This is a genomic window from Modestobacter altitudinis (assembly GCF_005930475.1).
Lineage (GTDB): Bacteria > Actinomycetota > Actinomycetes > Mycobacteriales > Geodermatophilaceae > Modestobacter > Modestobacter altitudinis.
On the sequence record NZ_SJEW01000007.1, the window covers coordinates 34419 to 57748 of the forward strand.

22 protein-coding genes are annotated in these 23330 nt (G+C 74.3%); 9 read left to right on the top strand and 13 right to left on the bottom strand.

The genetic code is table 11. The annotated features are described in order from the left end of the window. Positions 1–86 precede the first annotated feature (86 nt). Positions 87–2861 (bottom strand): helix-turn-helix transcriptional regulator, encoded by a 2775-nt coding sequence (locus FHL79_RS04555; RefSeq protein WP_138757441.1) that lies wholly within the window; start codon positions 2859–2861, stop codon positions 87–89. 138 nt (positions 2862–2999) lie between these two features. Next, complete coding sequence (locus FHL79_RS04560) at positions 3000–3743, bottom strand: CDP-alcohol phosphatidyltransferase family protein (RefSeq protein ID WP_138757442.1); 744 nt, start codon at positions 3741–3743, stop codon at positions 3000–3002. 242 nt (positions 3744–3985) lie between these two features. Between FHL79_RS04560 and FHL79_RS04565 the strand changes: the two genes are divergently transcribed. After that, positions 3986–5512: an APC family permease gene (locus FHL79_RS04565; RefSeq protein WP_138757443.1), complete on the top strand. Its 1527-nt coding sequence runs from the start codon at positions 3986–3988 to the stop codon at positions 5510–5512. Between the two features lie 9 nt (positions 5513–5521). On the opposite strand, the gene FHL79_RS04570 is transcribed toward FHL79_RS04565, so the two are convergent. Genes FHL79_RS04570 through FHL79_RS24970 form a run of 4 tightly spaced genes read right to left on the bottom strand, consistent with a single transcriptional unit; the run spans position 5522 to position 8319 of the window. Next, on the bottom strand, positions 5522–6046 hold the full coding sequence (locus FHL79_RS04570; RefSeq protein ID WP_138757444.1) for a DUF6653 family protein: 525 nt from the start codon (positions 6044–6046) through the stop codon (positions 5522–5524). A 26-nt stretch (positions 6047–6072) separates the two neighbouring features. After that, the gene (locus FHL79_RS04575; RefSeq protein WP_138757445.1) at positions 6073–6684 is read right to left on the bottom strand and encodes a hypothetical protein; all 612 of its coding nucleotides are present in this window, start codon (positions 6682–6684) and stop codon (positions 6073–6075) included. Positions 6685–6735: 51 nt separating this feature from the next. Further along, complete coding sequence (locus FHL79_RS04580; RefSeq protein WP_246080349.1) at positions 6736–8124, bottom strand: diacylglycerol/lipid kinase family protein; 1389 nt, start codon at positions 8122–8124, stop codon at positions 6736–6738. 39 nt (positions 8125–8163) lie between these two features. Beyond that, a complete protein-coding gene (locus FHL79_RS24970; protein WP_171058012.1) occupies positions 8164–8319 on the bottom strand; it encodes a hypothetical protein in 156 nt (51 codons plus the stop codon). Between the two features lie 609 nt (positions 8320–8928). Between FHL79_RS24970 and sigE the strand changes: the two genes are divergently transcribed. The 4 genes from sigE (at position 8929) to FHL79_RS04600 (ending at position 12283) form a co-directional block, all read left to right on the top strand. Beyond that, positions 8929–9522, top strand: a complete 594-nt coding sequence (gene sigE, locus FHL79_RS04585) for an RNA polymerase sigma factor SigE (RefSeq protein WP_138757446.1) — start codon at positions 8929–8931, stop codon at positions 9520–9522. A gap of 40 nt (positions 9523–9562) precedes the next feature. After that, positions 9563–10270, top strand: coding sequence for a CPBP family intramembrane glutamic endopeptidase (locus FHL79_RS04590; protein ID WP_246080351.1), 708 nt, complete (start codon positions 9563–9565; stop codon positions 10268–10270). A 386-nt stretch (positions 10271–10656) separates the two neighbouring features. Continuing rightward, a complete protein-coding gene (locus tag FHL79_RS04595; protein ID WP_138757447.1) occupies positions 10657–11001 on the top strand; it encodes a YciI family protein in 345 nt (114 codons plus the stop codon). 16 nt (positions 11002–11017) lie between these two features. Then, positions 11018–12283, top strand: coding sequence for an RNA polymerase sigma factor (locus tag FHL79_RS04600; protein ID WP_138757448.1), 1266 nt, complete (start codon positions 11018–11020; stop codon positions 12281–12283). A 108-nt stretch (positions 12284–12391) separates the two neighbouring features. On the opposite strand, the gene FHL79_RS04605 is transcribed toward FHL79_RS04600, so the two are convergent. The 6 genes from FHL79_RS04605 to FHL79_RS04625 form a co-directional block, all read right to left on the bottom strand. Next, the gene (locus tag FHL79_RS04605) at positions 12392–13147 is read right to left on the bottom strand and encodes a succinate dehydrogenase/fumarate reductase iron-sulfur subunit (RefSeq protein WP_138757449.1); all 756 of its coding nucleotides are present in this window, start codon (positions 13145–13147) and stop codon (positions 12392–12394) included. After that, the gene (locus tag FHL79_RS04610) at positions 13144–14943 is read right to left on the bottom strand and encodes a fumarate reductase/succinate dehydrogenase flavoprotein subunit (protein WP_171058013.1); all 1800 of its coding nucleotides are present in this window, start codon (positions 14941–14943) and stop codon (positions 13144–13146) included. The genes FHL79_RS04605 and FHL79_RS04610 overlap by 4 nt, the downstream gene beginning before the upstream one ends. Next, positions 14943–15773: a succinate dehydrogenase subunit SdhC gene (gene sdhC / locus FHL79_RS04615; protein ID WP_138757450.1), complete on the bottom strand. Its 831-nt coding sequence runs from the start codon at positions 15771–15773 to the stop codon at positions 14943–14945. Before sdhC ends, FHL79_RS04610 begins: the two co-directional genes overlap by 1 nt. After that, on the bottom strand, positions 15770–16021 hold the full coding sequence (locus tag FHL79_RS04620; RefSeq protein WP_138757451.1) for an Rv0250c family protein: 252 nt from the start codon (positions 16019–16021) through the stop codon (positions 15770–15772). Before FHL79_RS04620 ends, sdhC begins: the two co-directional genes overlap by 4 nt. Positions 16022–16184: 163 nt before the next feature. Then, on the bottom strand, positions 16185–16340 hold the full coding sequence (locus FHL79_RS24975; protein WP_171058014.1) for a hypothetical protein: 156 nt from the start codon (positions 16338–16340) through the stop codon (positions 16185–16187). After that, a complete protein-coding gene (locus FHL79_RS04625) occupies positions 16337–16651 on the bottom strand; it encodes a hypothetical protein (RefSeq protein WP_138757452.1) in 315 nt (104 codons plus the stop codon). Before FHL79_RS04625 ends, FHL79_RS24975 begins: the two co-directional genes overlap by 4 nt. Positions 16652–16937: 286 nt before the next feature. Between FHL79_RS04625 and FHL79_RS04630 the strand changes: the two genes are divergently transcribed. The 3 genes from FHL79_RS04630 (at position 16938) to FHL79_RS04640 (ending at position 20894) form a co-directional block, all read left to right on the top strand. Beyond that, positions 16938–18896, top strand: a complete 1959-nt coding sequence (locus tag FHL79_RS04630; protein ID WP_138757453.1) for an acyl-CoA dehydrogenase family protein — start codon at positions 16938–16940, stop codon at positions 18894–18896. A gap of 181 nt (positions 18897–19077) precedes the next feature. Next, the gene (locus FHL79_RS04635) at positions 19078–20055 is read left to right on the top strand and encodes an ATP-binding cassette domain-containing protein (protein ID WP_138757454.1); all 978 of its coding nucleotides are present in this window, start codon (positions 19078–19080) and stop codon (positions 20053–20055) included. Further along, positions 20052–20894 carry an ABC transporter permease gene (locus FHL79_RS04640; RefSeq protein WP_138757455.1) on the top strand — a complete coding sequence of 281 codons (843 nt, stop codon included), beginning with the start codon at positions 20052–20054 and terminating at the stop codon, positions 20892–20894. The genes FHL79_RS04635 and FHL79_RS04640 overlap by 4 nt, the downstream gene beginning before the upstream one ends. Before the next feature lie 23 nt (positions 20895–20917). Here FHL79_RS04640 and FHL79_RS26080 read toward each other — a convergent pair whose 3' ends face one another. Beyond that, positions 20918–21898: a coiled-coil domain-containing protein gene (locus FHL79_RS26080; RefSeq protein ID WP_138757456.1), complete on the bottom strand. Its 981-nt coding sequence runs from the start codon at positions 21896–21898 to the stop codon at positions 20918–20920. 399 nt (positions 21899–22297) lie between these two features. Between FHL79_RS26080 and FHL79_RS04650 the strand changes: the two genes are divergently transcribed. Next, entirely contained in the window at positions 22298–23320 is a 1023-nt protein-coding gene (locus FHL79_RS04650; protein ID WP_138757457.1) for a site-specific integrase, read from the top strand. The last annotated feature ends 10 nt before the right edge of the window (positions 23321–23330 follow it).

Sequence of the window (23330 nt, forward strand, 5' to 3'; positions counted from 1 at the left end):
CAGGGGACGGCGTGGCACCACCCTCGCGCGGCGCACCCCCGGTCGAACCCGGGAGAGTCCCTGGTCCGCTCTCGCGGCCGGCGGGGTCAGCCGCCGAGTGCTTGGTGGTCGCGGGCCGGCAGCGACTTCCGCAGCTCCCGCCGGGTGCTGACGCCGAGCTTGGTGAAGGTCTTGCGCAGGTGCCACTCCACCGTCCGGGGGCTGACGTAGAGAGCGGCACCGATCTCGGGGTTCGTCAGCCCCTGCGCGGCCAGGCGGGCGATGTGCGCCTCCTGGGCGGTGAGCTCCCCGGGAGCTCCCACGGTGCGTCTGCGGACGGTCTCCCCGGTGGTCAGCAGCTCGTGCCGGGCGCGGTCGGAGAAGGCCTCCAGGCCCATCTCGGACAGCGCCCGGTGCGCGGCCCGCAGCAGGGCGCGGGCCTCGACGCGCCGCCCCTCCCGACGCAGCCACTCGCCGTGCAGCAGCTGGGCGCGGGCCAGCTCGACGCGGACCCCGGTGCGGCCGAGGCGCTCGACCGCCTCGCGGTGCAGCTCGTCGGCCGCCGTCCCCTCGCGCAGCAGGGCCGCCCGGCTCGCCGCCACGCCCAGGGCCCAGTCGCTGCCACTGGCGCCCGCGAGGTCGGCGAGCCGCTCGAGCGCGGCCGCCGCGGCCGGCGTCTCCCCGCTGCGCACCCCGGCCTCCACGAGCTCGGCCAGCGCCCACGTCGACGGACCCAGGTCCAGCAGGTCCGCCGCGGCCTCCCGCGCGGCGTGCAGCGCTTCCGCGTAGCGGCCCAGACCGTTGCACAGGACGGCGCGGGCCCACTGGGCCATGGTCACCCCGACGCCCTCGCCGCGGGCGACGACGTCGTCCAGGCAGCGGCCGATCACCGGTTCGGCCTGGTCGGCCCGGCCCCGCACGGCGAGCAGGCCCACCTCCCCGTAGCGCACCAGACCGCTGCCGGTCACCTCGGTGGTCCACCGGCACTCCCGGACCAGGGACTCCGCTGCGGCGAGGTCCCCGGTGAACAGGTGCACGACGGCGCGGGTGTCCAGGGCCAGCGGGAGGGCGCCGAGGGCACCGGCCCCCCGGGCGAGCTGCAGGTGCCGGCGGGTCAGCACGTCCCAGTTGCCGTCGTCCCACAGCGAGGCGGCGGTGGCCGCCGCCAGCCACGCGGAGCGGAGCGCCTCGTCCATGGTGAGGTCCTCGCCGGCGAACGCGGTGACGGCCCGGCGCAGCGGCGTGACCGCGGGTGCGTACCCGTCGGTGGCGAGGACGGCCAGCCCCGCGAGCAGGGCGTCGCGTCTGCGGGGGGTGGACGGCGGCGGTGCCGCCCGCACCGCGCCGGCGACCTGCTGCGCGCCCGGGCCGGCGGCCAGCCGGCCGGCGAACAGCGCAGCGGTCAGCGCGTCCAGGTAGGTGTCCCGGGCGAGGTCGGCGTCGATCGGCTCGAGCCGCCGGGCGGCGGCCAGCAGGAGGGGGAGCGCCTCGGTGCCCCGGTCCTCGGCGAAGGACAGCTGCGCGCAGAGCAGCTCCAGCCGGGCCCCGTCCGCCTCGCGCAGCGGCCCGACCCGGGCCGTGGCCAGGGCGTCGCCGGCGTCGTGGAACGCCCCGGCGGCGATGTCGGCACCGGCGGCGTCGAGCGAGCGCCGTGCCCGGCCGGCGGGGTCCGGTGTCAGCGCGGCGGACCAGCCGAGCAGGGCGGCTGCCGCGGCCAGCCCACCGTGCGCCAGGGCTCGGCCGGCCGAGTGCTCGAGCTCGGCGGCGACCGACTCGTCGGGCCCGACCGCGGCGTGCGCGCGGTGCCAGGCCCGGCGGTCGGCGTCCAGGTCCGCGTCGGTGGCGTCGGCGAGCGCCCGGTGGACGGCCCGCCGGTCGTCGGGGGCGGCTGAGCGGTAGACCGTGGCCCGCACCAGCGGGTGCCGGAAGCGGACCCGGTTCCGCACCTCGACCAGCCCGGCCGCCTCGGCGGCGGCCACCGCGTCGGAGCCGAGGCCGAGCCGCCCGGCCGCGCGCCACAGCAGCGGGACGTCGCCGACCGGTTCGGCCGCGGCGACGAGGAGCAGCTGCCGGGACGGCGCCGGCAGCGCCTGCACCTGGCGGGCGTACCCCCGCTCCAGGCGGTGCAGCAGCGGGGTGGCGACGGCGTCGCCGTCGCCACCGAAGGCCAGCTCCGCCGCAGTGAGACCGCGCGGCAGCTCGAGGAGGGCCAGCGGGTTGCCCTGGCTCTCGGCCACGATCCGGTCCCGCACCCGGGGGTCCAGCGCGCCGGTCACCGCCGCCTCCAGCAGCCTCGTCATGTCCGCGCTCCGCAGCCCGGACAGCGTGCGGCTGGGCAGGCCGGCGAACGGTGGTGCCGCCGCGCTGTCCCGCGCGGCGAGGACCAGCGCCACGGGGTGGGCCGCCAGCCGCCGGGCGACGAACCCCAGCGCCTGCGCCGAGGCCTCGTCCAGCCACTGTGCGTCGTCCACCACGCAGACCAGCGGTCGGTCACCGGCCACCCCGGACAGCAGGGTGAGCACCGCCAGGCCGACCAGGAAGCGGTCCGGTGGAGGCCCCGGCCGGAGTCCGAACGCCGTCCCGAGCGCCTGCTGCTGCGGGACGGGCAAGGCGCCCAGCCGGTCCAGGAACGGGGCGCAGAGCTGGTGCAGCCCGGCGTGCGCGAGCTCCGTCTCCGACTCGACGCCGGCCGCCCGGGTCACCCGGCACCCGGTGGCCCGGTCCACGAGGAAGTCCAGCAGGGCCGTCTTGCCGATCCCCGGCGGGCCGCGCAGCACCAGGACCTGGCTGCGGCCGGCCCGGGCGGCCTCGACGAGGCCGAGCAGCGCCGCGCACTCGGCGTGCCGGCCCACCAGCCCGAGCCACGAGCCGGGAGAGGGCATGTGCTCACCGCCTGAGGAGTCGGAGCCCGCCCATCCGACACCCGGGAGGCGCCCCTCGGGAAGGGGCCGCACGACGGCAGGCACGGTGGGTCCAGTTCCGTCGTGCCGGCCCCGGTCGGCGACCGGGGCCGACCGCGGTCAGGTCGAGGTGGCGTCCAGCGGGCTCCCCGCCCGGGTCTCGCTGCGCCGGCGGTGCCTGGCCGCGACCGTGAGGTACCCGCTGACCGCCAGGTAGTAGACCAGGTAGGCCAGTGACGCGGCCACGACCAGCGGGTTCAGGGACGGGTACTCGACCAGCAGCAGCGCGTACGTGCCGATCCACACCGCGGTGAGCACCAGGCTGAGCGACCGGAACGCCTGCGTGCGGGACGGGTAGAGGTAGCGCACCGGCACGAAGACCAGCACCGAGCAGACGACCAGGATGGTGGCGACGGTGACCCGGTCCAGGTCCAGCACGATGACGTAGAAGGCGACGACGTTCCAGTAGCTGGGGAACCCCAGGAACGTGTGGTCGTCGGTCTTGGCGTCCACCCGGCAGAACTGGAAGCTGGAGGCCAGCAGCGGCAGCGCGGCCAGCACCCACCCGGGTGCGCCGTCCGGCAGCGCCCCCGTCATCCAGAGCAGGACGACCGGTGCGAAGACGTAGGTCAGGTAGTCGACGATGTCGTCGAGCCGGGCGCCGTCGAACCAGGGGATCGTCTCCTTCACCCGCGCAGTGCGGGCGAGCATCCCATCCGTGCCGTCGACGACGAGCGCGGCCAGGCCGATCCAGAGCGCCATGATCGCGTTCCCGTCGAACGCGGCCAGCACGATGAGCAGCGCGAGCACGGAGCCGCTCGCGGTGTAGAGGTGCACGGCCATGCCGGCCAGGCGCCGGCTCAAGGGGAACACCTGCGGCCAACCGCCTCTGTGGTCGGGGATCGTGGGCAGCCGGCGGTCCCGGGGCGGGTGCCGTGTCCTGCACCGCAGACCTTTCCACGTCCACGTCCCGTCGGCCCGATGACGGGGCCGGTCGCGCCCCCGGAGAAGCCTCCGCCGACCCCACCCGGCGGCCGCGGAGTGGCAGCGAGCCGATCTTCGGAGCAGAGTGACGCGACTTCTCCCCTCTCGGACGTGGGCGGACCGTGGACAGATCGATCGAGCAGGACCGCGACCAGCACCTCGCCGACTTCGGCTACAAGCAGGAACTGGACCGCCGGATCGGCAGGTTCGCCAGCTTCGCGGCCGGGGTGAGCTACATCTCCATCCTGACCGGCACCTTCCAGTTGTTCTACTTCGGCTTCGGGGCGGGCGGGCCTGCCTACGTCTGGTCCTGGCCGCTGGTGTTCGTCGGCCAGCTGATGGTGGCGCTGTGCTTCGCCGAGCTGGCTGCGCGGTACCCGATCGCCGGCTCGCTCTACAACTGGACCAAGCGGCTGGGGAGCCGGACCACGGCCTGGATGGCCGGCTGGATGATGCTCACCGCCTCGATCGTCACGCTGTCGGCGACCGTCCTCGCGTACCAGATCACCCTGCCCCAGCTTTGGTCGGGCTTCCAGGTCGTCGGCGACGGCACCGGCACCTACGACGTCGCCGTCAACGCGGTGGTGCTGGGCAGCGCGTTGATCCTCTTCACGACCATGGTCAACGCCTTCGGGGTCCGGCTGATGGCCCGGATCAACAGCACCGGGGTCTTCATCGAGCTGGTCGCGGCCGTGCTGATCATCGTCATCCTCGCCGTGCACGCCACCCGGGGTCCGCAGGAGGTCCTCACCGACACCGCCGGCCGGGGGGACGGGCAGCAGCTGGGCTACCTCGGGGCGTTCCTGATCGCCGCGCTGGCCTCGGGCTACGTCATGTACGGCTTCGACACCGCCAGCTCGATGGGCGAGGAGACGATCGACGCGCGGCGCACCGCCCCGCGGGCGGTCGTCCGGGCGGTCACGGCGTCCTTCGTGCTGGGCGGGCTGATCCTGCTGTTCGGCCTCATGTCGGTGGACGACCTCGCGGACCCGCAGCTGTCCTCGGCCACCGGGGGGCTGCAGTACGTGCTGCTCCAGGCGGCCGGGAACGGGCTGGGGAAGGCCTTCCTGGTGTGCATCGTCGTGGCCATCACGGTGTGCTGCCTGGCGGTGCACACGGCGACCATCCGGATGATGTTCGCGATGGCCCGGGACAACAACCTGCCCTTCGCGGCGCGGCTGGCCCGAGTGGACCCACGCCGGAAGACGCCGGTCGTCCCCGCCGTCCTCATCGGCCTGCTGTCGATCAGCATCCTGCTGGTCAACATCCGTCAGCCGCAGATCTTCACCACCATCACCAGCATCGCGGTCGTGATGATCTACCTCGCCTACCTGCTGGTCACGGTGCCGATGCTGGTCAGCCGGCTGCGCGGTCGCTGGCCGCTGCCGGCCGAGCCGGAGGGCACGCGGCACTTCTCGCTGGGCCGCTGGGGGCTGCCGGTCAACGTGCTGGCCGTCCTGTGGGGCGCCGGCATGGCGCTCAACCTCGCCTGGCCCCGGCGCGAGGTCTACAACGCCACCGCGCCGTACCACTGGTACCTGCAGTGGGGCGCGTTCGTCTTCATCGGCGCGATCACGCTGATCGGCCTGGCGTACTACCTGCTCCGGCAGCGCCACCGCTCCGGCGTGCTCCCCGAGCACGCCGCCTGAGCACCGCCGTCACCGCTGCGGGGTGTCCGTCGGGGGCGGGGGGCCGGCCGCGGACCCGGCCGGCGTGACGTCGTCGTAGAGGAGGGCCATCCGGTCGATGAACCAGGTCTTGGCGGCCGTCTCGACCGCCAGCCCGAACGCGACCATCCAGCCGTTCCGCACGGCCAGTCCCCTCACGATGAAGGGCACGCCCACGGCGCTGACGCCGGCGAGCACGTTCGGCGCGACCCGGTGCCGCACGGGTACCGGCTCCTCGTCCCGCCGCGCCCAGCAGGTCTCGCCCAGGACGCCGCGGGAGGCCCAGTGGTCCAGCGAGCGTGGCGGCGGGAACGCCCTGGGGTTGATCGCGGTCCACGCGCCCACCAGCCCCACCGGGACGACCGACCACCAGCCCAGCCGGTGGCGGGACCAGATGGCTCCGGCGAGCAGGGACGGGATGGGGATGCGGGTGTAGACGCTCCACGGGTTGGCGTGGCGCTGCCAGGCGTCCTCCTCGAGCCCGAACGCCTTCGCCAGCCTGGTGTCCACGGTCATGTCGAGGCCCTCCTCGCGATCGCAGGTCAGCTCGCCGACCGGAGCAGGGGCGACCGGAGGTCGAGGAAGGTCGTCTCGCCGACGCTCAGCTTCCCCATGTCCTCCATGGCGACCTGGAACTCCCTCGGCGGCTCCTTGCGCTCGCCCTCGCGGGCCTCGGCCTCCGAGGTGAAGTACAGGACCTGGGTCCACGCGCCGTCCGGGTGCCCGACCATGACGCTGCCCAGCACGTCCGGCCGGAAACTGGCCATCAGGTCGGCGGGGATCTGCGCCATGACCTCCTTCGCCCGCTCCAGGTCGGTCATCCGACCCTGCATGACCTGCACGAAGCCGGCCCGGTCGGGGTCGCCCTGCAGGTCGACGGTGACGTCCTCGCTGTCCCGGAAGCCGACCTCGCCGTCGAACAGGCGGCTGGTCTCCTGCCACCACCGGTCCTGCTCCGGCCGCTGACCGTTGCGACCGGCGGCCTCGGCGGAGGTGAAGCGGGCGATCGCGATGAACGTCCCGTCGTCGGTGGTCCCGACCGTGCTGCCGAGCCAGCCGACCGCACCGGGCGCGAGCTCCTCGACCCACCTGTCCAGGGCGGCCCGTACCCCGTCGGCGTCCGAGGTCCGGCCCGTGATGACCTGAGCGAACATGGTGTCCTCCCACCGAGCATCGAGTTCCCCGACCCCCGTGGGACCCCGACGCTACGACCGTCCGTGCACGCCGTCGACGGGTCCGTGCGCGCCGGGTCCGCGGGCCGGTTGGCAGACCGCCGGGGACAACCGGGGTGGTCGCTGCCGTGGATCGCCCCCGCCGGCGATGCGCACCAGCGCCCGCAGCGCCGGCAGCGCGCCGACCGGCTCGATCGCCGACGGCGAGGCGGCGGGGTGGTGCGCCGCGATCCGCACCCGCAGTGCCGCCGGCCGGGTCCGGAACACGACCGGTGGAGCGAGCAGGGCGGCCTCGCCGTCGATGCCCGCCGGCACCGGGCGGGTCGCCTCGACCCGGAGCTCGCTGGTCACCCACTGCCGCCAGGGGCGGCGCCTGCGCCGCGTCCCGTGGACCGGTGGGTCGACCACGGTCACCCCGAGGAGGCCCTGGTCCACGGCCGGCCGGGTGCCCGCTCCCGCCGCGCCGGCCAGCCGGTACTGGTTGTTGCTGACCAGGACGACCGCCGCACCGCGCAAGGTGCGACCGCCCGGGGTGGTCCAGCGCAGGTCCTGCGCGGCGCTCGCCGGGACCTGCGAGGCCGCCACCGTGTCCAGCAGCGTCCGCAGCTTCGCGGCGCGGTAGCCCTGCTGCTGCACCGCCTCCGCGTAGACGCCCAGCGAGACGTTGTTGACGAAGTCCCGGTCGTTGACCTCGGCCAGGTCCACCCGCCGCTCGCCGCCGTCGACGAACGCGTCCAGCGCGCCCACCACGTCGTCCCGGTCCACGCCGAGGTCGAGGGCGAAGTGGTTGCGCGTGCCCGCGGGGATGCACGCGTAGGGCAGGTCGGCCTCGGCGGCGAGGGCGGCCACCACGGCCTGGGAGCCGTCCCCGCCGGCCATGCCGAGGGCGTCCGCGCCGGCGTCGACGGCCGCGCGCACCAGTGCCGCGAGGTCGGCGCCGGGAGGCAGCTCAACCACGTCGATGCCCCGCTCCCGGGCAGCCGCCGCCAGCCCGACCCGGCCCGCCCGGCCATCGCCGGACCGCGGGTTCACCACGACCACCGGCCGCTGCGGCCGCGGCGCGGCGGGCAGGACGACGTCCGGCCGGAAGGCCGCCCGGGCCGCCGCGTGCCAGACCAGCGCGCCGAGGCCGAGCAGCAGCAGGCTGCGCCGGTACCCCTCGTCGCCGAGCACCAGGACCCCGCCCGCCAGCGCTGCACCACCGACGGCGAGGCCGGCCAGCCGGGCCCAGCCCCGGCGCAGGACGCCCTCCCAGGCGCCGGCCGCGACGAGCGCGGCGCACAGCAGCAGGAGCAGACCGCGCGGGAAGTCGTCGATCGCCACGGTGACCCCGAGGACGAGCACCCAGGCCGCGGCGGCGAGCGCCACGGCGGCGGTCGTGCGGCGCCAGCGCACCGGGGACCTCCGGCGCGGAACGGACATCGACGACCTCCTCGGTGGGCGCCCTGGACGGAGGCGGGCTCAGCCGGTGCCGCACTCCTCGCGGAGGTGGGTCTCGACGCGGTCGCCGGCCGCGGACAGGTCGCCCTCGGCGTCGTCGAGGGCGTCGAGCGTCGAGGGGTCGGTCAGGTCGACGTCGGCGACCGCGTCGGCCATCCGCTCGAGGCCGTCGGCCATCGTCGCCCCGTCGGTGGCGATCGGGGCGGGCGGCTCGATCGCGCGCAGTTCCGTGGTCAGCTCGCGGAAGGCCCCCGGGATCGACGCGCCGTCCCGAGCTCGGACACCGCCGCGTCCACGCGGTCGTCGATGCCGGCTGCCCGCGCGCAGGAGTCCGCGTCGCCGGAGGACGCCGTGGAGGAGGCCGCCGTGGAGGTGGACGCCGCGGACGTGGCCGGGAGGCGTCGGACCCGGGGTCGTCACCCCCGCAGCCGGTGAGCAGCAGGACCCCCACCGACGCCGCGACGACGCCTGCGCGGCCGGCGGGCCGGGTCCCGTGCACCGTGCCGGACATGGCAGCCCCCAGGGGCGGATGAGCGGACGGCGTCGAGTCTCCACCCGGCCCGCCGCTGCGGACAGGGGTTCGGCCCGGGCTGCGGAGGTCCACGCGGACGACGTGCGCGGCGCAGGCGTTGGACAGCTCCGCGTTCGTCGGGCATGATCGTTGCTGTAGGGGAGTACCCCTCCGCGGAGCGTCGTCAGTACGGTCTGTCCTCAGGCCCGGCGCATCCGGTCCGGCACGTCGCCGGGCGGGGGAGACCTGCCGACTTCGTGTTGGAGGCCTCTGCCATGCCCGCTCTCGACCGTGCCGCCGATCCCACCGGCGGTCTCCCCGCCGCCCTCCCCGTCGGGGAGGGCTGGGTGGCGCCGTCCTGGGAGCAGGTCGTGCGGGACCACTCGGCGCGGGTGTACCGGTTGGCCTACCGGCTCTCGGGCAACCAGCAGGACGCCGAGGACCTGACACAGGAGACCTTCGTGCGGGTGTTCCGGTCGTTGGCAGACTTCTCCCCGGGCACGTTCGAGGGCTGGTTGCACCGGATCACCACGAACCTGTTCCTGGACATGGTGCGGCGCCGGGCGCGGATCCGGTTCGACGCGCTGCCCGAGGACACCGAGCGGTTGCCGGGGTCGGCGCCGAGTCCGGAGCAGGTGTACGCCGACACGCACCTGGACCCGCAGGTGCAGGCGGCGCTGGATGCGTTGTCCCCGGAGTTCCGGGTGGCGGTGGTGCTGTGTGACATCGAGGGTCTGACGTACGAGGAGATCTCGGCGACGTTGGGGATCAAGCTGGGCACGGTGCGCAGCCGGATCCACCGCGGGCGGGTGCAGCTGCGCGAGGCGCTGGCCCACCTCGCCCCCGGGCGGTCCGCCGCGGCGGTCTGACCGCGCGGCCCACGCGGGCCGGCCGGGGGAGGATCGGGGCGTGCGGACTCGCGCGGTCGATCGACCGAGGCTCCTGGGGTTCACCGGAGCGCTGATCGCGGTGCTGGCCGCGTGGAACGGCCTGGTCGTCACCCGCCTCCCCGGGTCCGCCGTCGTCGCCAACGTGCCGGCCACCGTGGTGGTGCTGGCGGCGGCCCGGGCGACCGGGCTGGGCTGGGACGAGGTGGGGCTGGGTCGGCGGCGGCTGCCGTCCGGGCTGCGGCTGGGCGGGGTCTGCGCCGGGCTGGTCGTCGCGGGCTACGCGGCCGCGCTCGCCGTCCCGGGGGTGCGCCCGCTGCTCGCGGACGCGCGGATCGCGCACCTGGACGGGGGTCAGCTCGCGTACGCGACCCTGGTGCGCGTGCCGCTGGGCACCGTCCTGTGGGAGGAGGTCGCCTTCCGCGGGGTGCTGCTGGCCGCGCTCTCCCGGCTGGTGCCCCGGCCGACGGCCGTCGCCGCGTCGGCCGCCGTCTTCGGGATCTGGCACATCCGCCCGACGCTGAGCGGGCTGGCCGCCAACGACCTGGCCGACGGCGCGGCCGCCACCACCGCCGCGGTGCTGCTGGCATGTCTCGGCACGGCGGCCGCCGGCGTCGGCTTCAGCTGGCTCCGGCTGCGCAGCGGCAGCCTGCTCGCCCCCGCGCTGCTCCACCTGGCGACCAACTCCACCGGCACGCTGGCCGCCGCCGCGGCCACCCGGCTCGGCTGACGCCGGTCAGCCCTCGGCGAGCAGCCCACGCAGCCGGTCGGCGTCGAGGGCTGTCCAGCCCGGTGGCTGGAGGACCTGGGCCCAGGCGTCGACGTACGGGACCATCGCCGGCGTGGTCGAGGGACGAGCGATCGCCGTCCGTGCCCCGGTCGGTCGGTGTCGGCGCCGCTGCGAGCGTCGGTCTCCGTGCGGTCCGTCGGGACCAAGAGCTGGTCCACCCCGGAGACCGTCCTCCGACCTGCCCACCGCGGACACCCCTTCCGCGCCGGGATCGTGGTAGGACGCCCGGCAACGGACATCGGCTCGGGCGGGGTGTCGATCCGGGCCGGTCGCAGGTGTCGGAGAGGTGGAGGCCCGAACAGCGGGCCGTGACCCAAGGGGACGAGATGAGCAAGTACCTGATCCTGATCTACGAGGCCGAGGCCCCGTACGAGACGGCCACGCCCGAGCTCTTCGGGGAGATCACGCAGGAGCACGACACCTTCTCCGCGCAGGTCGAGCAGCACGGGGTGACGCTCCTGGGCGGTGAGGCGCTGCAGCCCACCGGCACCGCGACGAGCGTGCGCGGCGGGTCGGAGGTCACCGACGGCCCCTTCGTGGAGACCAAGGAGGCGCTGGGCGGCTACTACCTCATCGACGCCCCGGACCTGGACGCGGCGCTGGCCGTCGGCAAGCTGTGCCCGGCGCGGTTCGGCGGCGTCGAGGTCCGTCCGGTCATGACCTTCGACTGAGCTGGTCAGGCCGGACATGACCGTCCCGGACACCTCCGCGGTGGCGGCGGCGGTCGCGGACGCGCACCGTCGCGAGTGGGCCCTGGTGCTCGCCGCGACGGTGCGCGTCACCCGTGACCTGGACGCCGCGGAGGAGTGCGCCCAGGACGCCTTCGCCGCGGCGCTCATCGACTGGCAGGTGCACGGCGTCCCCGCGCGGCCCGGGGCGTGGCTGACCACGACAGCCAAGCGCCGCGCACTCAACGTCGTCCGGCACCGGGGCGTGGAGCACCGGTACCTCCCGCTGCTGGTCGAGGAGGAGACCACGCCCGGGCCCGGTGACCTGGTCGACGACGAGCCCGGGCTGTCCGACGACCGGCTGCGGTTGATCGTCACCTGCTGTCACCCGGCACTGGACCGGTCGGCGCAGGTCGCGCTGACGCTGCGGCTGATGTGCGGCCTGTCCACCGCCGACGTGGCCCGCGCCTTCCTGGTCGGCGAGGCGACCATGGCGGCGCGGATCACCCGGGCGAAGAAGAAGATCGCGGTGGCCCGGATCCCGTACCGGGTGCCCTCGGCCGCAGAGCTGCCCGAGCGGGTGGACGCCGTCCTGTCCGTCGTGCACCTGCTGTTCACCACCGGGCACACCACGCCGGCAGGGACCGAGCTCGTGCGGCGGGACCTCGTGCTGCGGGCGGTGGAGCTGTGCCGGATGCTGCGCCGGCTGCTGCCCCGGGACCCGGCCGTGGCAGGGCTGCTGGCGTTGCTGCTGCTCACCGACGCCCGCCGGGACACCCGCACCGCACCGGACGGGCGCCTGGTGCTGCTGGAGGAGCAGGACCGGTCGCGGTGGGACCGGCAGGCCATCGCGGAGGGTGCTGCGCTCGTGCGGGAGGCGCTGTCGAGCCGGCCACCGCCGCGGTACGCGCTGCAGGCGGCGATCGCTGCCGTCCACGCCGAGTCACCGACCTGGAACGACACCGACTGGCACGAGATCGTGGCCCTCTACGGGGTCCTGACCCAGCTCTGGCCCTCGCCGGTGGTCGCGCTCAACCGCGCCGTCGCGATCGGCTTCGCGCGCGGGGCGGCCGCGGGCCTGGCCGAGCTCGACGCACTGGCCGGCGAACGGCAGCTGGCCGGCTACGGCTACCTCCCGGCCGCGCGCGCGGACTTCCTGCGCCGGCTCGGCCGGGTTGCCGAGGCGCGAGCGGCCTACACCCAGGCGCTGTCCCTCACCGAGAACACGGTCGAGCGGGACTTCCTCACCGGCCGGCTCGGCGAGCTGGGCGGCACGCCCGTGTGACGTCGCGGCGCCAGCCCCTTCCTATACCACGGCCCGGGTGCAGCCTGGTGCCCGGAGCAGGGCCGCACGAGTCAGCCGGGAGTCACCGTGTCCGTGCAGACCAGCAGTTCAGGACCGCGGCCGCCGCCCGATCCTGGACCCCAGCCAGGTCAACGGGTCGTACCGGCGGTCGGCCACCCGCTCCTTCAGCGGGATGATGCCGTTGTCGGTGAGGTGGATGCCCTCCGGGCACACCTCGCTGCAGCACTTGGTGATGTTGCAGAAGCCCAGGCCGAACTCCTGCTGGGCGGCGTCGCGGCGGTCGGCCACGTCCAGCGGGTGCATGTCGAGCTCGGCCAGCCGGATGAGGAAGCGGGGGCCGGCGAAGCTGCGCTTGTTCTCCTCGTGGTCCCGGATGACGTGGCAGGTGTCCTGGCAGAGCCAGCACTCGATGCACTTGCGGAACTCCTGGGAGCGCTCGACGTCCACCTGCTGCATCCGGTGGCTGCCGTCAGGATCCCGGGGTCGCGGGGTGAACGCCGGGATCTGCGCGGCCTTGTCGTAGTTGTAGGACACGTCGGTGACCAGGTCGCGGATGACCGGGAAGGTGCGCAGCGGGGTGACCGTCACCGTCTCGGCCTCACCGAAGGTGCTCATCCGGGTCATGCACATCAGCCGCGGGCGGCCGTTGACCTCGGCGCTGCAGGAACCGCACTTGCCGGCCTTGCAGTTCCACCGGACGGCGAGGTCACCGGCCTGGGTGGCCTGCAGCCGGTGGATGACGTCGAGCACCACCTCGCCCTCGTTCACCGGCACGGTGAAGGTCTGCAGGTCCCCGCCCGCGGCGTCCCCGCGCCACACCCGGAACTCGGCGTCGTAGGTCATGACGACTGCTCCTCGAAGATCTCGGCGACCTCGGCCGGCATCTCCGGCAGCGGCTGCCGGGTGAGGGTCACCGAGCCGTCGGCCGCGCGGGCGCAGACCAGGTTGGTCCGGCCCCACTCCGGATCGGGGCCGGGGAAGTCGTCGCGGGTGTGCCCGCCGCGGCTCTCCCGGCGCTCGAGGGCCGCCCGGGCGATGCACTCGCTGACCAGCAGCATGTGCGGCAGGTCCAGCGCCAGGTGCCAGCCGGGGTTGTACTGCCGGTGCCCCTCGACCGACAGGTTCCCCACCCGCTTCTTCAGCACGGCGATCCGCTCCAGCGCCTCGTCCATCTCCGGCTCGGTGCGGATGATGCCGACCAGGTCGTGCATCGTCTGCTGCAGGTCGTGCTGCACCGTGTAGGGGTTCTCGCCGCCCTCCCGCTCGAAGGGCGCCAGCGCCGCCCGGGCCGCGTCGGCCAGCGCGTCGTCGGCGAGCTCCGGGCGGTCGGCCCGGGTCAGCGCGTGCCCGGCGGCGGCCGCGCCGGCCCGCCGTCCGAAGACGAGCAGGTCGGACAGCGAGTTGCCGCCGAGCCGGTTGGAGCCGTGCATGCCGCCGGCCACCTCACCGGCGGCGAACAGCCCCGGCACCCGCGCGGCCTCGGTGTCGGGGTCGACCTCCACCCCGCCCATGACGTAGTGGCAGGTGGGGCCGACCTCCATGGGCTCGGCGGTGATGTCGACCTCGGCGAGCTCCCTGAACTGGTGGTACATCGAGGGGAGCCGTCTGCGGACGTACTCCGCGGGCCGGCGGGAGGCGATGTCGAGGAAGACCCCGCCGTGCGGGGTGCCGCGGCCGGCCTTCACCTCGCTGTTGATCGCCCGGGCGACCTCGTCGCGGGGGAGCAGCTCCGGTGGCCGTCGGTTGTTCTTCTTGTCGGTGTACCAGCGGTCGGCCTCCTCCTCGCTCTCCGCCGTCTCCTTGCGGAAGTAGTCGGGGATGTAGTCGAACATGAACCGGTTGCCCGCCGAGTTCTTCAGCACGCCGCCGTCACCCCGGACGCTCTCGGTCACCAGGATCCCGCGCACCGACGGGGGCCAGACCATCCCGGTCGGGTGGAACTGGACGAACTCCATGTTCACCAGCGTCGCGCCGGCCTGCAGCGCCAGGGAGTGACCGTCGCCGGTGTACTCCCAGGAGTTCGAGGTGACCTTGTAGGACTTGCCGATCCCGCCGGTGGCGAGCACGACCGACGGCGCCTGCCAGGCGACGAAGCGGCCGGACTCGCGCCAGTACCCGAACGCGCCCACGATCCCGTGGTCGTCGGTGAGCAGCCTGGTGACCGTGCACTCCATGTAGACGTCGATGCCGAGGGCCACGGTGCGCTGCTGCAACGTGCGGATCAGCTCCAGCCCGGTCCGGTCGCCGACGTGGGCGAGCCGGGCGTAGCGGTGCCCGCCGAAGTCCCGCTGGCTGATCAGGCCGTCCGGCGTCCGGTCGAACAGCGCACCCCAGTCCTCCAGCTCGCGCACCCGGTCCGGGGCCTCCTGCGCGTGCAGCTGCGCCATCCGCCAGTGGTTGAGCATCTTCCCGCCGCGCATGGTGTCCCGGAAGTGCACCCGCCAGTTGTCCTCGGCCCAGGTGTTGCCCATGGCGGCGGCGATGCCGCCCTCGGCCATCACCGTGTGCGCCTTGCCCAGCAGGGACTTGCAGACGACGGCGGTGCGCGCGCCGCTCTCATGGGCCTCGATCGCCGCCCGCAGCCCGGCACCCCCCGCGCCGACGACGACGACGTCGTACTCGTGCCGCTCCAGCTCCATCAGAAGAACCTCAGGTCGGAGATCGTGTCGGTGGCCAGCAGGAGGACGTAGAAGTCGGCGAACGCGACGCTGAACAGCGACGCCCAGGCGAACTGCATGTGCCGGGCGTTCAGCCGGGAGACCTGCGTCCAGGCCCGATAGCGCAGCGGGTGCCGGGAGAAGGAGTTGATCCGGCCCCCGACGATGTGCCGGCACGAGTGGCAGGACAGCGAGTAGAGCGCGAGCAGGGTGGCGTTGACCAGCAGGACCAGCGTCCCCAGGCCCATGTGACCCCAGGCGCCGGTCTCGTCCCGGAACGCCAGGACGGCGTCGTAGAACAGGACCACGTTGATGACCAGCGCGGCGTAGAGCGCGTACCGGTGGATGTTCTGGCCCACCAGCGGCAGCCGGGTCTCCCCGGTGTACCGGCGGTGCGGCTCGGCGACCGCGCAGGCCGGCGGCGACAGCCAGAACGACCGGTAGTAGGCCTTGCGGTAGTAGTAGCAGGTCAGCCGGATGCCCAGCGGGAACACCAGGATGTAGAGGGCGGGGGATATCCAGGTCGGGCCGGTGAACAGCTCCGGGAAGGTGTCGCCCTCGCAGGCCGTCGTGAGGCACGGCGAGTAGAACGGCGAGATGTAGGGCTCGGCGAAGTAGTGCGCGTCCTGGAAGGCGCGGAACGTCGCGTAGACGACGAACAGCAGCAGGGCGACGGCGGTGACCAGCGGCTGCAGCCACCACCGGTCGGTGCGCAGGGTGCGTGCCGCGATGGTCGCCCGGCGGGGCGCGGCCATCCCGTTCCCCGGTCCCGGCGCGACCGCCCCGGTCCCGCGCGGGGCGGTGGTGGTCACCGCCCCGTGCGGCCGGCCCCGCCCCAGCCCTCGTCGTCCCCGTCGCCGTAGATGCCCGCGAAGGGCTCGCGTGCCCGGTACGGCTGGGCGCCGCACAGCAGGGTCAGGTCCTCCCGCACCCGGGTGACGTCGCCGCGCAGCCGCCGGGCGTCCACGGTGTCGCCGAAGTGCCTGCTGACCGGTGCACATGCCTGCTCGAAGGCGTCGAGCGCCTCCCGAGCTGCCGCCACGTCCTGCTCCAGGGACATCGCTGCCTCCACGTCGCTGCTGACGCCGCCGAGATGGTGGGAGGCAGTCGACCACGGACGCCGGGTCGGGGAAAGAGGCTCCGGCGCGCCAGTTGTGGTCCGCGGGATCGGGCCGTGCGAGACGCGGTGCCTACAGCCGGACGCCGGGGTTGGCGTGCTGGAATCAGGCGTCCTCCACCTCGGCCCGGTCCAGCGGGTTGCCCGGGTCCACCGGCCGGTGGTGCTCCCACCCACCGCAGGAGCAGGACGCCAGGTGGGCGTCGGTGCCGTGGGCGTCGCTGCTCTCCCGACGCTCGTATCGGGGCGCGTGCTTGCTCACGTGCCTCGCGTCGGCCCCCCGTCCTGGGCCGGCGCGCTCCACCGGCGCACGCGGGAACCGGTGGTGCAGGACGATCGTCCCCTTCCGGGAACCGCCACCTCGTCCAGGCGCTTGGCCCGCGGCGCGCAGGTGTTGACCAGGTTGGCGTCGATGTGCAGCTGACCGACGTCGTAGTCGAGTTCCCGGACGATCTCGTCGGCCAGCGCGTCCCCGAGGAGGGGGTGCGGCGACCGGTTGTCCAGTGCCCGGCAGCAGAGCGTCAGGTACAGGCTGTCTTCCAGCGGCGTGAGTGCCGGCAGCGTGGTGCTCATCGGATCGACCCCTCGTGGTGGGGTAACTGTCGCGGCGGGGTCTCCTGGCGCGCCGTCCGGCGGCGGCCGCACCGCTCCCGCCTGCGGCGGGGACGTCGGCGGGACCGGGTCCACGTGCCGCGGCGGCCCTGCCAGTGTGCTCGCAGCGCACCTCCCGGCCAAGCCCTCCGGGAGCGGTCAGGACACCGATCGGGTCCAGGCGGGCCCACTGGAGGGACCACGTCGCCGAGCGCCGTCCGGCGCGGGGGTCTGTTGTCCATCACGGGGGAGGGCGCGATGCTGGTTCATGGCGTCGAATCCCTCGTACCAGCAGTCGAAGCAGGTCGCCGAAGCCAGCCGTGAGACCGAGTGGACCAGGCCGTCGTTCGGCAAGGAGCTCTTCCTCGGCAACTTCCGCCTCGACCTGATCCACCCCCAGCCCGAGCTGGACCCGGCGGCGGTCGAGAAGGGCGAGGCGTTCCTGGACCGCCTCCGTGCCTTCCTGACCGAGCGCGTCGACCCGCTGCAGATCGAACGCGAGGCGAAGATCCCCGAGGACGTCCTCCAGGGACTGAAGGACCTGGGCGCCCTCGGCATGAAGATCCCCGAGGAGGACGGCGGGCTGGGGCTGAGCCAGGTCCACTACAACAAGGCGCTGGCGATGGCCGGCACGTGGCACGCGTCGATCTCGACGCTGCTGTCCGCGCACCAGTCGATCGGCCTGCCCGAGCCGCTGCGCCTGTTCGGCTCCGAGGCGCAGAAGCGGGAGTGGTTGCCCAAGCTCGCCAGGGACCACGTCTCGGCGTTCCTGCTCACCGAGCCCGACGTCGGCTCTGACCCGGCGCGGATGAGCACGACCGCGGTACCGACGGCGGACGGCACCGGCTACCGGATCACCGGCACGAAGCTGTGGGCGACCAACGGCGCGATCGCCGACGTGGTCGTGGTCATGGCCGTCGTCCCGAGGTCCGAGGGCCACCGGGGCGGCATCACGGCCTTCCTCTGCCCGTACGACCGCGAGGGCATCACGGTGGAGCACCGGAACTCGTTCATGGGGCTCAAGGGCATCGAGAACTCGGTGACGCGCTTCGACGACGTCCTCGTCCCCGCGACGGACGTCATCGGCGGCGAGGGCAAGGGCCTGCGGATCGCGCTCACCACGCTGAACACCGGCCGCCTGTCGCTGCCGGCGATCTGCGTGTCGATGGCCAAGTACTCGCTCAGGATCGCGCGCCAGTGGTCGGCCGAGCGCACGCAGTGGGGCCAGCCGATCGGCCGGCACGACCCGGTCGCGCAGAAGCTCGCCTGGTTGGCGGGCACGGCGTTCGGCCTCGAGGCGATGCTGGACGTGTCCAGCCGCCTGGCTGACGACAAGCGCAACGACATCCGCATCGAGGCCGCGCTCGCCAAGCTCTACGGCTCGGAGCTCGGCTGGACCGCCGTCGACGAGATGGTCCAGGTCCGCGGTGGGCGGGGGTACGAGACCGCCGAGTCGCTCGCCCGGCGCGGGGAGAAGCCCGTGCCTGCCGAGCAGATGCTGCGCGACATGCGGATCAACCGCATCTTCGAGGGCTCCACGGAGATCATGCACCTGCTGATCGCCCGCGAGGCCGTCGACCAGCACCTGCAGGTCGCCGGCGACGTGCTGCTCGCCGATGCCGGGCTGGCCCACCGGGCGAGGACCGCCGCGACGGCAGGTGCCTTCTACGCCCGGTGGTTCCCGACGCTGACGACGGGCGCCGGCCAGCGTCCCGGCTCGTACGCGGAGTTCGGCGACCTGGCCAGGCACCTGCGCTACGTCGAGCGCCACGCGCGCAAGCTGGCGCGCTCGACCTTCTACGCGATGGGCCGCCACCAGGCGCGCCTCGAGCGGAAGGGCCGGCTGCTCGGGCGGATCGTCGACATCGGCGCCGAGCTCTACGCGATGTCCTGTGCTTGCGTGTACGCGGACACCGTCGCCCGCGCGGACCCGGACCGCCGGCAGACGGTCCTCGAACTGGCCGACCTGTTCTGCGGCCAGGCCCGCCGCCGTGCCGACCGGCTGTTCGCGGAGCTGTGGGCCAACGACGACGACGCCCAGTACCGGGTCGCCCAGCAGGTGCTCGCCGGCCGCTACGAGTGGTTCGAGGACGACGTGCTCGACCCCGCGGGTGACGGTCCGATGATGCCGGCGCACGCGGAGCCGGCCGTCGGGCGGGCCGAGGACCCGCAGGCGGCGACCGCGGCGGCGGGCACGCCCCGGGAGGAGGCCACGATCGCCCGCTAGGACACCGGTGCGGCGATCCGGTACGCGCACGTGGCTGCCGCCCGGCTCCACGTCCTCGCCGCCGTCGGCCGAGGGCGAAATCCCCTTGCCTCCGAGCGGACCGGTGGACGCATGCTGGCTGCATGACCCCGCGGACGAGCACTGCGGCCGAACTGTCGGTACCCAGGGACAGGATCACGTCATGAACGCCACACCGGCCGTCGAGGCGATCGACCTGGTCAAGCACTTCGGTGAGACCCGGGCAGTCGACGGGGTGAGCTTCGTCGTCCCGCAGGGCTCGGTCCTCGGCCTGCTCGGGCCCAACGGGGCGGGCAAGACGACGCTGGTGCGGATGCTCACCACGTTGAGCGTGCCGACGAGCGGGACGGGTCGGGTGGCCGGCTTCGACGTCGTCGCGCAGCCGACCGAGGTCCGCCGCAGCCTGGGCCTCACCGGCCAGGCGGCGACGGTCGACGAGATCCTCACCGGACGGGAGAACCTCAAGCTCATCGGCAGTCTCTACGGTCTGCCGAAGAAGTACGTCCGGGAGGCCACCGAGCGGCTCTTCGCCCGCTTCGACCTCACCGATGCGGCCGACCGGATGGCGAAGACGTACTCCGGTGGCATGCGCCGCCGCCTCGACCTCGCGGTCAGCCTGCTGGCGGCACCGCCGATCCTCTTCCTCGACGAGCCCACGACCGGCCTGGACCCGCAGAGCCGGTCCGGGCTGTGGGCGGTCCTGCGGGAGCTCGTCAGCGAGGGCACCACCCTCGTCCTGACGACGCAGTACCTGGAGGAGGCCGACCAGCTGGCCGACGAGATCGTCGTGGTCGACAAGGGCAGGGTCATCGCCGCCGGCACCCCGACGCAGCTCAAGGACCGGGCGGGCCGGGCCAGCGTCGTCGTCACCCTGACCCATGCCGCGGACGTCGACGAGGCGGCGGAGCTCATGCGGTCCTGCTGCCAGGAGGTGCACGTGGAGCGCGGCAGCCGGCGGCTGACCGCACAGGCCGGCGGGCTCGGCGACATGACCCGCATCGCCGCGGTCTTCGAGACCAGCGGCATCGCACTGGACGACCTGGGCCTGGCTCGGCCGAGCCTGGACGACGTCTTCCTGCACCTGACCGGGCACCGGGCCGAGGACGCCTCGACCCCGACGAACGAGGGAGTCGTTCCATGACCACCGTCCAGGCCACCCGGGCACCGGCCGCGCGGCCGCCCATCTCCCCGCCGTCCCTGCTGCGGGCGTCCTCGACCATCGTCTGGCGCAACCTGCTGCACATCCGGCGGATGCCCGAGATGCTGCTCGACGTCACGGTGCAGTCGGTGATGTTCGTGCTGCTGTTCGCCTACGTGTTCGGCGGGGCGATCGTGGTGCCCGGCGCGGACTACAAGGAGTTCCTGCTCCCCGGGATCATGGTGCAGACCATGGTGTTCTCCTCCGCCATCGTGGCCATGGGCCTGACCAGCGACCTGCAGAAGGGGATCGTCGACCGGTTCAAGTCCCTGCCCATCGCACGGTCAGCGGTGCTGGTCGGCCGGAGCATCTCCAGTCTGATCCACTCCAGCATCGGCGTCGCGGTGATGGCCCTGACCGGCCTGCTGATCGGCTGGCGGATCCGCAACGGCGTCCTGGAGGGGGTGCTCGCCTTCCTGCTCCTGCTGCTGTTCGGCTTCGCGCTGATCTGGCTGGGCATCTGGGTCGGGTCGATGATGCGGACCGTCGAGGCGGTGCAGGGCTTCATGTTCACCGTGATGTTCCCGCTGACCTTCGTCGCCAACACGTTCGCGCCGCCGGAGAGCATGCCCTCCTGGCTGCGGGCCATCGCCGAGTGGAACCCGGTCTCCGCGGTCACCCAGGCCTGCCGTGAGCTGTGGGGCAACGGCCCGGTCGCACCACCGGAGGCCGCGTGGCCGCTGCAGAACCCGGTCCTGGTCTCGATCGGCTGGTCGATCGTCCTCACGGCGATCTTCGCGCCGCTGGCCGTCTCGGCGTTCCGCCGCCGGTCCCGGGACTGATCCAGGACGACCTGATCACGCCGTCACCGTGGTGTCGGAGGTTCGGTGGGGGAGGAGGGTGGCTCCTCGCCGATGTCGATGACCGGCGCCGGCTGAGGATCGGGTGGGTCGTTCTCCCGGGGCCGTGCTGAGGTCACGTCCGCACCGTCGCCCGGGGGCCGGGCCGAGCGGGTCGCCGCCGCCAGCTCGGAGCGCGCCCCCTCCGCCTCGGCGACCGCCCGGTCCCGCGCCTCCTCGGCCCGTAGCCGGTCGCGCCGGCTCTCCTCGGCCTGCCGCTCGGCACGCTCGGCGCGGGCCTCCTGCACGCGCGCCCGTTCCGTGGCGTCCTCGGCCCGGGCCGTCGCCGCCTGGACCCGGCCCTCCGCGGCCGCGGTCTCCAACCGGAGTGCCGCCTCCGCCTGCTCGGCACGGCCGACCGCCCGGGCCGCGTCGGCCCGCGATGCCTCGGTCCCCGCGCGAGCCGCGCGTTCGGCCTCCAGCGCCCGGTCCCGCGCCGCCTCGGCCGCGCTCGCCCGGTCCTGCGCCGAGCGCGCGTCGGCGAGCGCGTGGTCCCGGGCATCCTCGGCCCGGGCCGCCTCGCTGCGGGCGGACCCGGCGTCGAGCACCGCCGCGGCGCGTCGCCGCTCGGCCTCCTGTCGCGCCGCCTCGGCCTCACGGGCGGCCGTTCCGGCAGCGTCCGCGGCGGCCCGCGCCTCCCGGGCTGCTCCCTCCGCGGCGTCGGCCGTCTCCAGCGCGGCGGCGGTCTGGTCGAGGGCGGCGGCGGCCCGGTCCTGGGCTGCCGCCGCCTCGTCCCGGGCGTCGGCTGCGTCGGCGTCGGCCCGCGCGGCGGCCTCGAGCGCCTCCCGGGTCGCGGTCTCGGCGACCGCCCGCACCCGGTCGGCGAGGGACGCCCGCTGCTCGGCCTCGGCGATCTCGCGGCGTGCGTCGGTGCGGATCGCCGCTCGCTCGACCTCCAGCAGTTCTGCGTCGGCTGCCCGGGTCAGCACCTCCCGGGCACGGCCCACCTCTTCCTCGATCGCGGCCAGGGTGTGACGAAACCGGTCGGCAGCCTCAGTGAGGGTCTCAGCCGGCCGCGTTCCCGACCGCGGAGCGGCAGGCCGCTCCTCTGTCGACGTGTGCACTGCGGCCTCTGCCCGGCGGGCGGCGAAAGCGGTCGTGCGGTTGTGGTCGGGGCGCGGGCAGTACGACGACCGCCCGCCAGTGGGCGGCGGCGGCGCCACCGGCCGGTCGCAGCTCGGGAAGGCGCACGTCGCCGTGCCACTGGTCATGCCCAGCAGTCTGCGCTCGTTCGTGCTCCATGACCAACGACCGCAAACGAACGAACGCGCGCGTGTCGGATGGGCACGCTCGGCGCCGCGCGTCGCAGCACTCCATAATCAACTGTTATGGAGTCCTCCGAGTCGATGTCCGGAACGTCCGCCGTGGGCTCCGCGGAGGTGGTCCGGCCGGGCGTTCCCCGACCCGGGAACGGTGGCCTGGTGCTGCCCGGGGACGTCGAGTCGGTGGGGCGCTACCTGACTGCGGCCAAGGCCGAGTCGACCAGGAAGGCCTACGACGCGGACTTCCGCGCGTGGTCGACATGGGCCCGGCAGCGCGGCTTCGCCCCGTTGCCCGCCGCCGATGCCGCGGTGGCGGCCTACCTCGCCGCGCTCAGCGACGCCGGGGCCAGTCCGCGCACCGTCGCGCGGCGGCTGTCCGGCATCGGACACGCGCACCGGGAGGCCGGGCACCCGAGCCCGACCGAGCACCCCGGCACCCGGGAGGTCCTCCGCGGCATCCGCCGCACGGCGGCCCGTGGCGGCCGACGTCCGAAGAAGGCCCGGGCGGTGGACACCCAGACCATCCGGGCGCTGGTCGAGGACCTCCCGGACGGCGTGGCCGGCCTGCGCGACCGGGCCCTGATCCTGACCTCGTTCGCGCTCGGGCTGCGGGCCTCGGACGCCTGCGGGCTCGACGTCACCGATCTGGCCCCGGCCGGGCACGGCGGCCTGGACGTCACCGTCCGCTGGTCCAAGACCGACCAGGAGGGCGCCGGTGAGGTGCTGGCACTGGCGCCCGGCACGCGGGCGCGGACCTGTCCGGTGCGTGCCCTGCAGGCGTGGGTCGACGCGGCGGGGCTCCAGGGTGTTCCCGGGCCGCTGTTCCGCAGCGTCGGGCGGGGCGCGCAGCCCCGGATCGGCTCGACGCGGATGGCCAGGTCGTCGGTCCGGCTCGTCCTCCGCCGCGCCGCCGAGAACGCCGGCGTCCCGCTCGACGGGCTGAGCCCGCACAGCCTGCGGCGGTCGTTCGCGACCGAGGGCTACAAGGCCGGGGTCAGCGAGCGCGAGCTGGCCCGGACCGGCCGGTGGGCCTCGGTCACCACGCTGCGGGGGTATGACGCCAGCAGTCGCTGGGCGGCTCCGGCGTCCGCCCGGCTCGGCCTCTGACCGGCGGGGT